Origin of the sequence: Enterocloster aldenensis (assembly GCF_003434055.1) — a bacterium.
In the GTDB taxonomy this organism is placed as follows: domain Bacteria; phylum Bacillota; class Clostridia; order Lachnospirales; family Lachnospiraceae; genus Enterocloster; species Enterocloster aldenensis.
Window position 1 is genome coordinate 23,554 of the sequence record NZ_QVEX01000004.1, and the last position, 11,677, is coordinate 35,230.

An 11,677-nucleotide genomic window follows, 5' to 3' on the forward strand; every position below is an offset into this window, starting at 1 on the left:
CAATCAGCAGCATAAGTGGAACGTGGAAAACCAAGATAATCCTAACTGCATAAGGGACAGCGCCTGTATTTACAGGTTTTGTTGTCATGCCAGCAAGATTATCAAGAATTCCGCGTTAATACGATTAACCATATTAACTGTGGAATTCTTCCACAGTTTTTTTAATTCCCACAATTACCATAGGTTACCGTAACCCAAATGGAAAGGATAAGATATCATGAAGGATTTATTAAAAATATTAAAAGAAAAACCGGCTTTATATGAACCCTCCCCCAGGAATATGTGGGATGATCCCCACATATCAAAGCAGATGCTGGCCGCGCATCTGGATGAAGGCTTTGATTCGGCAACACGGAAGATGGGGTTTGTAAAAGAATCCGTGGGGTGGATTGCCTGCACACTGCCGCCGGCCCGGTACAAAAGGCTTCTGGACCTGGGCTGCGGGCCGGGAATCTACGCTGAATTATTTTGCCGCAATGGGTATGAGGTAACCGGCGTGGATATATCGGAGCGTTCCATCAGGTTCGCCCGTGAGTCTGCCAGGCAGAAGAATCTGGCAATTGAATATTGCCGGAAGGATTACACGGCCTCCGGCCTTGGGGGCAGCTATGACCTGATTACCTTGATATACTGTGATTTTGGCGTGCTGGCCCGGGACACGCGGGTGAAGCTGCTGGCCCGTATTTACGAGTCCCTGCTTCCCCATGGCGCATTGCTGTTCGATGTGTTCAAGCCGGTAAAATACAAGGGGATGAAAGAGGCCAGGGACTGGGAGGCGGAAGAAAATGGTTTTTGGCATGAGAAGCCTTACCTGCTGCTTCATTCCTTCTGGCGGTACGATGAGGATAACACATTCCTGAACCAGTATGTGGTTGGGACAGAGGATGGGACTGACTATTACAATATCTGGGAGCATACCTTTACATTTGAAGAGCTGGAACAGGATCTGAGGAAGGCCGGATTTGGCCGGATTCAGTTCTACGGCAATGTTGCCGGCAAAAGATGTGAAGATACAGATGATACAATCTGCGTCCTGGCAATGAAGGGACTGTAAAACAAAACCCCGGATTCCAATCATGGAATCCGGGGTTTTCCTGCAAGTGCAGAAGAAGGGAGTCGAACCCTCAAGGTATTACTACCACACGGACCTGAACCGTGCGCGTCTGCCAATTCCGCCACTTCTGCGTTTTGCACTGAACTGTTTTGTCTCAGGCAACGAAAGTTATTATAAGATAGGTTGGCCTTTTTGTCAACACTATTTTAAAAAAAATTTCCTGAGATTACCAGATAAAAAAAATTAGAAAAAATTTCAAAAAATAGTTGCCAATTTAAAAACTCTGTGATATACTATCATTCGTGTTGCGGGAGTGCTGGAATTGGCAGACAGGCAAGACTAAGGATCTTGTGGGTGTATGCTCGTGTGGGTTCAAGTCCCATCTCCCGCACTGTTATTTAGAAGAGGAATCTTTGTTGGATTACAAAGGTTCTTTTTTTGTGCGCCCATGGGCCTTACGCGCCCTTTGGGACAGGGCCGGGATTTTACAAAATACAGGTGTAATTTACAATGGGATATGCTAAAATGAAAGCATGTGTATAAGAATATAGGACCTGAAAAAGATAAATCAGATAACAGGTATTAAAAAACAGGTATAAAAACGGCGTTGGTGTGGGAAATGCCCATGTCCGGTTCCGGTAGAAGGAGGCATTATGGAGTTAAATACAATACTTACACTTCAGGAGGCTGGAGTGGACACAGAGGGTGCGGTGAGGCGGTTCAGCGGCAATTCAGGGCTTTATGAGAGGTTCCTTAATAAGTTTTTGTCCGACCCCACCTTTGGGATGGTGACGGATGCATTTAAGGCCGGGGATGCGCAGCTGGCCCTGACAGCCACCCATACCTTTAAGGGATTGACGGCTAATCTGGGTCTTACAAAGCTTTATAATATTTCATCGGAGATGGTGAGTCTCATAAGGGACGGCGATTATGGGGCGGCAGCCGGAACATTCCCTGACCTGAAAGCCGCATATGATGAAATCTGCGGAATCCTGAAAAAAGGATTACTTTAAAAATACTCCATGGAACGGAAGTGCGGATTCAGGGGAATCCGTAGAGAGGAAGAATTGACATGGGTCAGCGAGATACGATTCTGATAGTAGATGATATGGAGGTCAACCGGGTCATACTGAGCGGTCTGTTCCAGGAAGAGTATCATCTGTTGGAAGCTGAGAACGGAGAACAGGCCCTTCTGCTCCTGAAGCAGTATCACGGCAATATAGCAATCATGCTGCTGGATGTGGTAATGCCTGTTATGGATGGATATCAGGTAATGAAGGAGATGGGGGGCAGCGGACTCCTGGATGAGGTGCCGGTGGTGGTCATTACGGCAGATAATTCCCTGGAAGGGGAACTGCATTCCTTTGACCTGGGCGCCTCGGACATCATTGTAAAGCCATTTGAACCTCATGTGGTGAAGCGGCGCGTACATAATATCATTGAGCTTTACCTGCATAAGCATAACCTGGAGGACATGGTGGACCAGCAGGCCCATAAGCTGAAGGAGTCCAATGACGTGCTGGTAGACGCCCTGTCCTCTGTCATTGAGTACAGGAGCCTGGAATCCGGGCAGCACATCAAGCGGATCCGTCTCCTTACCAGGGTCCTCCTTCAGGAATTGGCCCAAAACTGTCCGGAATACGGATTGGACCAGCATAAGATTGAGGTGATTGCATCTGCCTCAGCCCTCCATGACATCGGCAAGATTGCCATTGAGGACCGTATCCTCAACAAGCCCGGGCGCCTGACGCCGGAAGAGTTTGAAATCATGAAGACCCATACCACCAAGGGGTGCCAGATCCTGGAGAGCCTGGGGCGGATGAGTGATAAGGAATATCTGCAGTATGCCTATAATATCTGCCGCTATCATCACGAACGGTGGGATGGAAAGGGATACCCGGAGGGGCTCTGCGGGGACGCCATCCCAATCTGCGCCCAGGCAGTGTCGGTGGTGGATGCATTTGACGCCCTGACCTCGGATCGGGTGTACAAGAAGGCAATCCCTTACCAGCAGGCGGCCAACATGATCCTCAATGGGGAATGCGGCATATACTCCCCCAGGCTGATGGAATGCTTTAAGCTGGTGCTGCCGGTGCTTTCTGCCCTGTGCCAGAAGTATGCTGACGGCAACGTGCCCTCAGGGAACCCGCTTCACATGCAGAATAAGGAGCAGGCCGCGGCTGAGAGCCGTGTCAGCGCGCTGCAGTTGGAGCAGCTGAAGTACCTGGCCATGCTGCGTTATGAGAATACGATGGTGGCTGAGGTGGATTTTTCTACGGGAAGCTATCATCTGGTATATGCGCCCAATCTCCGGATTAAGCGCGCCTTCCAGGGCGAGCGCCTGGAGGATGCGGCTGCGCGGTATATTTCCGAGATGGTCAGACCGGAAGACCGGGAATACATGCAGATCGCATGGAAGGAAGGAATGCCTGAGTTTTTTGCGGAGGGGCTGTTAAAGCAGTCCTGGAAGCACCGTGTCCGGGAAGGACTGGAATGGCGCTGGTATGAACTGACCATACTCAGGATTGATACGGAGCATCCCCGCCAGAGAAAGGCCCTGCTTTTGTGGAAAGCCCTGGAGGATCCGGACGGGAGCGGAGAATCAGCCCCCTCCCGTCATGCGGATGAAAGCCAGATCCTCCATCAGATATTAAAGGGTATATCCCGTTACCGCAATGACCAGTGGCTTACCATCCTTGATATGGATGACGGATTCATGGGATATGATAGGGAGGTTGTCCGCAGTAAGTTTAATGACCGCTATCTGGAAATCATCCATCCGGAGGACCGGGGACGTGTCAGGAAGGAGCTGCTGGACCAGCTGAACCGGGGAAGTGAATTTGAACTGGAGCACAGGGTGGTTGACGCATATGGATGCATCAGCTGGGTGCTGACCAAGGGCTGCCTGATGACTGACCGGCAGGGACAGGAGTACCTTTACAGCGTGGTCATTGATATCAACCAGACAAAACATGCCCAGGAGGAACTGCGCCTTGGCCTGGAACGGTATAAGATTGTCATGGAGCAGACTAACGATATCTTTTTTGAGTGGGATGTGGAAACAGATACGGTTGCCTATTCCTCCAACTGGAAATCAAAGTTCGGATATGACCCTATTTCCACCAGGGCATCGGAGCGGATACCCAAGATATCCCATCTCCATCCCGAGGACATGGCTCCTTTTGGGGTATTTATCAATGAGATGCGTTCCGGCAGGCGCTATGGGGAACTGGAGTTCAAGGTATCGGATTCCAGGGGCCGTTACCAATGGTGCAAGCTTAGGGCAACCATGCAGTTCGATGACCAGGGAAGGCCGTGTAAGGCGGTCGGGATCGTGATAGATATCAATGATGAGAAAACAGCGGCCCAGGAACTGAAGGCCAGGGCTGAACGGGATACCCTCACCAAGCTGTACAATAAGGCATCCGCCCGTCAGAAGATTGAATACATGCTGGCGAACCGGGAAGAGGGGGAGGGACTGGCCCTGTTCATCATTGACATTGATAACTTTAAGATGGTCAATGATAGGTACGGCCATATGTTCGGCGATGCCGTGCTTACAAAGATTGCGGCCCAGCTTTCACATCTGTTCAGAAGCAGCGATATTGTATCGCGTATCGGCGGGGATGAGTTCATGGCCATGCTTCAGGGAGCGCTGGGTGAGGGCCAGGTCATGGCGGTTGCGGACCGTATCCTGGAATGCTTTGACCGGGTTCTGGAGGAACTGCCCAAGGACTGCAGCATCACATGCAGCACGGGGATTGCGGTGTGCCCGGAAGATGGGGAGGATTTCCAGACCCTGTTCCAAAAAGCGGATGTGGCCCTGTACCATGCAAAGGCCTGCGGCAAAAAACAATACCAGATTTACGAACAGTCCATGGAGAACAAGGCCTACGGCCAGAATGCCCCAAGGCAGACAGCTGCCAACACCACCATAGAATCAGAGGAAGGCAGCGGGGTGGTGTTAAATGACCTTCTTCCACGGGCCTTTAATATCTTCAGCAAGGCGGTGCAGCTGGACCGGGCGGTTGAGAATGTGCTGGAACTGTTGGGGGAGCGCCTTCAGGTAAGCCGGGCATATATATTTGAGAATTCAGAGGACGGCCGGTCCTACAGCAATACATTTGAGTGGTGCAGGGAAGGGATTGAATCCCAGAAGGATATGCTGCAGGATATGTCCTACGATGATATGAGCGCGGACTACAAAAGCTTTTTCAATGAGAGGGGGGTCCTTTACTGTGATGATATAAGCAGGTTCCCGGAGGACATAAGGGAAATGCTGGCCAGGCAGGGGATTCAGTCCATGCTTCAGTGCGCAATCAAGGATAACGGTGAATTTAAGGGCTGGGTAGGCTTTGACGACTGCACGTCCAAATGCATGTGGACCATCAGCCAGATAGAAATCCTGTCATTCATCTCCGAACTGCTGTCCCTGTTCCTTCTTAAGCGCAGGGCCCAGGACAATGCCATGGAACTGGCGGAGGACCTGTGCACGGTGCTGGACCACCAGGATTCATGGATATATGTGGTGGATGCAAAGACAAAGGAGCTTCTGTACATCAATGAGAAGACCCACAGGCTTGCGCCGGATTCCAGGGTGGGGATGCGGTGCCATGAAGCGTTTTTCTGCAAAGATGAGCCCTGCAGCAAATGCCCGATGAAGGATATTGACCAGAAAATCAACTGTACGCTGGAGGTATATAACCCTATCCTTAAGGTGTGGTCGCTGGCAGATGCTTCCCTGATCCGCTGGAGGAAGAAGGAAGCCTGCCTCCTGGCATGCCATGACATCACCAAGTATAAGGAAGGCATGGAAAAATAAGAAAGAATCATGTTTTCAGGGGCATAATGGAAGAAACGGAATATCCTGGTTATAAAGAAACAGGTGCTGCCGGAAAGCAATTTTCAAACACAGCCCAGGCAGCCCAAAGAGGAGTTACCATATGAAACGTTGTGTACCACTGGAGGCAGAAGCGGAAGCTGTCTGTGAGGCCAATTCTAAACCACCCCTTATTTTTGAACTTCCTCCTGCCCAGGGACGGATGGTGCTGGAAAAGGCGCAGGACAGTCCGGTGTACAAATATCCAGCCAAGGTCAGCCGGGTCAGTGTCAATACAGGAAGATGGGGGACGATACCGGTTTACCTGGTGGATCCGGGCAATACGCCGGCGCTGGCTGATGTGATTTTTTTCATCCACGGCGCCGGCTGGGTGTTCGGCAGCTATCATACCCATGAGAAGCTGGTGCGTGAACTGGCTGCCAGGACCGGTTCCCTGCTCATCTTCCCGGAATACAGCCGTTCCCCGGAAGCGCGTTATCCTGTGGCCATTGAGCAGTGCTACAGCGTGATGTGCATGGTGCCGGAACTGGTGCGGTCCATGGGCTTTACCGCCAATCCGGGCACACTGACCGTGGCCGGGGACAGCGTGGGAGGCAATATGGCCACGGTGATGACAATCATGGCAAAGTACAGGAAAGGGCCGCTCATCCAGAAGCAGCTGCTGTACTATCCTGTGACCAATGCCTGCTTTGACACATGCAGCTACCGTGAATTCGCGGAAGGGTACTACCTGTACCGGGCCGGGATGGAGTGGTTCTGGAACCAGTACACCATTTGCCAGAAGGACCGGAACCAGATAACCGCATCCCCGCTCAGGGCTGTAAGGGACCAGCTGAAAGGCCTGCCCCCTGCCATGATCCTCAATGGGGAAGCCGATGTGCTCCGGGATGAAGGCGAGGCCTATGCCAGGCGCCTGAGGGAAGCCGGGGTGGACGTGACCGCCATCCGTTTCCAGGCCATGATCCATGATTTTGTCATGCTTAATTCCCTGGACCAGACAAGGGCGTGCAGGGCTGCCATGGATGTCTCCACGGAGTGGATAAACAGGAAAAACAAATAACAGCGGCAGGGCCGGCATTGGCTGGCTGATTGACAGGGGAAGACGGTTTCGTCCCGGACGAAGGGTCTGTCCCTGTTTTTTTGCGCGGTTTTTCAGGCAGAAAGGAAATATCTTGAAATTAGCCTGCTTATATTCTATACTAAGTAACAACAAACAGTTGGACTTTACGGACCTGATGGCAGGAAAATGGGTCGTGCAGGACTGAATTGCATAAGAGGGGCGGGCAGGTGTTATGATAAAGGTATTTCTTGTGGAAGATGAGGTCGTCATGCGCAATGGGATCAAGAACAACATTCCGTGGGAAAAGGAGGGCCTTATATTTGCAGGTGAGGCAAGCGACGGGGAGCTGGCGTATCCCATGATAAAGAAAGCGCAGCCGGACATCCTGATTACGGATATCCGTATGCCGTTCATGGATGGACTGGAGCTTTCAGAGCTGGTGAAAAAGGAATTTCCCAAAATCAAGATCATCATCCTCAGCGGTTATAATGAGTTTGACTATGCGAAACAGGCCATCCACATCGGGGTCACGGATTACCTCTTAAAGCCCATTACCGCGTCCAAACTGCTGGAGGCAGTGAAAAAGGTGGCGGATGTGATTGAGAAAGAGCGGGAAGAGGAAGGCATGCTGGAGCGCTACCGCCTGGAGATGGCGGAGAACACGGTGCTGGAGCGCCAGCGCCTGTTCAGGGACCTGGTGACCAGTCGGATTAATTTTAAAGAAGCCCTTGAACGGGGGGAGGAGCTGGGCCTGGAACTGTCGGCTTCCTTTTACCAGCTCATGCTTTTTAAGCTGATTCCGTCCGGGCCCTCCAGCATATGGTCCGACGCAGTGGTTTCCTGCCAGGAGGCCATTGAGGAGCATATGGAGGGAAGGTCCCACATACTTGTATTTGACCGGGGAGATGAGGGATGGGCCTTTATCTTGACCGGGGAATCAGAGCAGGAGGTGGAGCGCAGGATGAAGGAATGCGCGGTCCATCTTGGGGAACTGGTGCATACATACAGGGATATACAGTATTTTGGCAGCATCGGATGCTGTGTCAACCGGCTGGGGGACCTTCAGCAGTCCTACCAGCAGGCCGGACAGGCATTTGCCTGCCGCTTTTTCTCGGAAATGAACCAGGTTGTGCATTACAGCCAGATGGAGCAGATGCTTTCCTCGGCAGAGGAACCCATTGACATCCATTCAGTGGATGGCTCCAAAGTAAACCGGAAAACCCTGGAGAATTTCCTGAAACAGGGAATTTCAGGGGAAGCCAGAGGTTTTGTGGAAGAGTATTTCCAGAATGTGGGAGAAAAGAACTACCAGTCCTTCATGTTCCGCCAGTATATCATCATGGACTGCTATCTGTGCGTGCGCACCTTCCTGGAGGAACTGGGGATGGATCTGTCAAGGCTTCCGGACGGAGTAGCTGATATGGATATGGTGATGAAGGAACGACATTCCATTACGGCATTAAAAGAAAGCCTGATCCGCCTGTTTGAGGAAACCATGCTTCTTCGGGACAGCCAGACAGCCAGCAAATACAGCCAGGTGCTGGAGGAGGCCAGGGCATTTATACGCGGGAACTATGCCAGGGAGGATATTTCGCTTAACACGGTGGCTGCCAGGGTGAACATCAGCCCCAGTTATTTCAGCTCCATATTCAGCCAGGAGATGGGCGTGACCTTTGTGGAATACCTAACCAGTGTCAGGATGGAGCGGGCCAAGGAACTGCTCATGTGCTCCAATATGAAAACCACTGAGATCGGTTATGAAGTCGGATATAAAGATTCCCACTATTTCGGGTATCTGTTTAAGAAGACAGTGGGATGCACGCCCAAAGAGTATAGGGCAGGAAGCAGGGAGCGGTTATGAGGGGGCCCGGGCATATGCGGGAAAGGGAAAAACGGTTTTTGGACCGCCTTCCCCTGGAAAAACGGCTGAACACCATGACATTCATCATCATCATCCCTCTGACCGTGCTGGTCATCTACCTTATGGCCACCGTGGTGAAGTTCTGCAATGCCTATAACCAGAGCATTGTCAATATCACGGATGTGAATAACAGCATGGCGTATTTCCGGGAAGACCTGGACTACACCATGTACCGGATTGCAATCGGCACCATGACATACCAGGACATCCATGACATGCCTGAGGAGGACAGGCCCTATGGATGGGAGCAGATAAAGGATCCCCATGAGATGATTAATTCCACCAGGAAGGTGTACCGCCAGCTCTTAAAGCGGACCACGGACGATGGGAACCGGCGCAGGATTACCTGGATCATCCACTGCCTGGACCAGCTGGAGGACAGGGTCAATGAGATTGAAGACAACCTTCCCTACGGCAGTTATGACAAGAACATGCAGCTTCTGGAAATGGGAGTCTATATGCTGACAGAGGATATCGCGGAACAGAGCCAGGAATACATCTACTATGAGACCCTTCATGTGCAGGAAATCCAGCAGCAGCTGGAACTCCAGGAACGCATGGCCATAGTGGTAAGCCTGAGCCTTCTGGGGATGATACTGGGGCTGGGACTGATCCTCAGCCGCAGGATTACAAAAAGCGTGACCGAGCCCATCCAGAAATTATGCAATGAAACAGAACGGGTGGCAAGGGGGGACTTTACCTCGGGACCCAAGATTGAATCCGGGGATGAACTGGCAATCCTCACCGGCAGCTTTGACCATATGAAAGGGGAAATCGGCCGCCTGATTGAGGATATACGCCAGGAGCAGAACCAGCGCAGGGTCATGGAACTGCAGCTTTTGCAGGAGCAGATTAATCCCCATTTCCTCTACAACACACTGGACACCATTGTATGGCTGGCAGAGGGCGGGCAGAACCGGGAAGTGGTGGACATGGTCACCTCCCTGTCCGAATTCTTCAGGACCACCTTAAGCGGGGGCAAGGATTTCATAACCATCAAGGAAGAGATGGGCCATATTGAGAGTTATCTGCAGATTCAGAAAATCCGCTACCAGGATATCCTGGATTATGAAGTGGCGCTGGATAAATCCCTGGAAGAATACCGCATACTTAAGCTTACCCTGCAGCCTCTTGTGGAAAATGCCCTCTACCATGGCATTAAGAACAAACGGGGCAGGGGGCATATCTGGGTCCGGGGATATGCCAGGGACGACAGGGCTGTCTTCGAAATCCGGGACGACGGGGCCGGGATGACGCAGGAGGAGATGGAGGCGGTACAGCGCAAGCTCAGGGGGGAGGACAGGCCTTCTGACAGGAACGGCTCTGCCTCCAAGGGCGGGTTTGGGCTGTTTAATGTGGCGGAACGGCTGAGGCTCAACTATGGAGGACGGTGCAGCCTTAAATTCCACAGCATCCAGGGAGAGGGGACCACTGCGCTGGTATGTATCCCTCTGGACATGGAATATGAGACTGTTTAAAAAATTCCCCCTTTTTTCGTAAAAAAACACCCGGAAGTATGGACAAACAGTGAAAATTCGAAAAATCGTGTACAAAACAACGGAGAAATTCCGTTGTTTTTGTTATTTACAGCTGGTATCATAGAACCATCAACAAGGGGAAACAAAACAACAAATCTAAGGAGGTTTACGTATTATGAGGAAAAAAACATTAAGTGTTGTATTAGGTGCGGCAATGGCAGCGTCCCTGCTTTCAGGGTGCGGCGGCGCAAGCAAACCAGCTGACGCAACAACCGCAGCTCCCGCAGCAGAGACAACCGCAGCTCCTGCAGCTGACACAACAGCGGCTCCCGAGGCTGACACAGAGGCTCCTGCAGCCGATACAGCATCTTCCGATGACCTGATCGTGGTCGGATATGCCCAGGTCGGAGCTGAGTCTGACTGGAGGACAGCCAACACAGAGTCCTTTAAATCCACATTTACGGAAGAAAACGGATATAAGCTGATTTTCGATGATGCACAGCAGAAACAGGAGAATCAGATTAAGGCCATCAGAAGCTTCATCCAGCAGGACGTTGACTATATCGTGGTAGCGCCTGTGGTTGAGACCGGATGGGAAGCAGTGCTTCAGGAAGCACAGGAAGCAGGAATCCCGGTTATCCTGTCCGACCGTATGATGGACGTGGATGAAAGCTTATATGAGTGCTGGGTAGGCGGCAACTTCATCAAGGAAGGTGAGGACGCAGGCAACTGGCTGGCTAAGTACTTAGAGGACCAGGGCAGGGGCGATGAGGAAATCAACATCGTAACCCTTCAGGGAACCATCGGCGCATCCGCACAGGTTGGCCGTACGGACGGTTTTGCAAACATCCTTGCACAGCACAGCAACTGGAAGATGTTAGATAAGCAGACCGGTGAGTTCACACAGGCTAAGGGCCAGGAGGTCATGGAATCCTTCTTAAAGTCCTATGACGATATCGATGTGGTAGTGGCTGAGAACGATAACATGGCATTCGGCGCAATTGACGCAATCAAGGCAGCAGGCAAGACCTGCGGACCTGATGGTGACATCATTATCTTCTCCTTCGACGCAGTTAAGGCAGCATTTGACGCAATGATAGCAGGCGACTTAAACGCAGCGTTTGAGTGCAACCCACTTCACGGACCACGTGTGGATGAAATCATCAAGAAGCTGGAAAAAGGCGAGACTGTTGAGAAAATCCAGTATGTAGACGAGGCTTACTTCGATACATCCATGGATCTGGAAGCCATCAAGGCTGAGCGTGCGTATTAATAGTCATGAGAGGAAAGGCGGTGGGGAGAGTCGTTTCACGGCTCTCCCCCT

Annotated in this window: 7 protein-coding genes and 2 tRNA genes; 8 read left to right on the plus strand and 1 reads right to left on the minus strand. The window is 51.5% G+C overall.

The annotated features are described in order from the left end of the window. Positions 1-217: 217 nt before the first annotated feature. A complete protein-coding gene (locus DWX59_RS10200) occupies positions 218-1,054 on the plus strand; it encodes a class I SAM-dependent methyltransferase (RefSeq protein WP_117558713.1) in 837 nt (278 codons plus the stop codon). 47 nt (positions 1,055-1,101) lie between these two features. Here the strand turns inward: DWX59_RS10200 and DWX59_RS10205 are convergent. Beyond that, positions 1,102-1,185, minus strand: a tRNA-Leu gene (locus DWX59_RS10205). Between the two features lie 176 nt (positions 1,186-1,361). On the opposite strand from DWX59_RS10205, the gene DWX59_RS10210 reads away from it, so the two are divergent. The 7 genes from DWX59_RS10210 (at position 1,362) to DWX59_RS10240 (ending at position 11,626) form a co-directional block, all read left to right on the plus strand. Further along, positions 1,362-1,445 (plus strand) — tRNA-Leu (locus tag DWX59_RS10210). Positions 1,446-1,707: 262 nt separating this feature from the next. Then, on the plus strand, positions 1,708-2,067 hold the full coding sequence (locus DWX59_RS10215; RefSeq protein ID WP_117558716.1) for an Hpt domain-containing protein: 360 nt from the start codon (positions 1,708-1,710) through the stop codon (positions 2,065-2,067). Positions 2,068-2,126: 59 nt separating this feature from the next. Continuing rightward, on the plus strand, positions 2,127-5,876 hold the full coding sequence (locus tag DWX59_RS10220) for a sensor domain-containing diguanylate cyclase/phosphohydrolase (RefSeq protein WP_117558718.1): 3,750 nt from the start codon (positions 2,127-2,129) through the stop codon (positions 5,874-5,876). Positions 5,877-5,997: 121 nt separating this feature from the next. After that, complete coding sequence (locus DWX59_RS10225; protein WP_117558720.1) at positions 5,998-6,954, plus strand: alpha/beta hydrolase; 957 nt, start codon at positions 5,998-6,000, stop codon at positions 6,952-6,954. A 232-nt stretch (positions 6,955-7,186) separates the two neighbouring features. Beyond that, positions 7,187-8,815 carry a response regulator gene (locus DWX59_RS10230; RefSeq protein WP_117558722.1) on the plus strand — a complete coding sequence of 543 codons (1,629 nt, stop codon included), beginning with the start codon at positions 7,187-7,189 and terminating at the stop codon, positions 8,813-8,815. Positions 8,816-8,829: 14 nt separating this feature from the next. Further along, positions 8,830-10,353, plus strand: coding sequence for a sensor histidine kinase (locus DWX59_RS10235; protein ID WP_227116338.1), 1,524 nt, complete (start codon positions 8,830-8,832; stop codon positions 10,351-10,353). A gap of 175 nt (positions 10,354-10,528) precedes the next feature. Further along, positions 10,529-11,626, plus strand: a complete 1,098-nt coding sequence (locus DWX59_RS10240; RefSeq protein ID WP_117558726.1) for an ABC transporter substrate-binding protein — start codon at positions 10,529-10,531, stop codon at positions 11,624-11,626. The last annotated feature ends 51 nt before the right edge of the window (positions 11,627-11,677 follow it).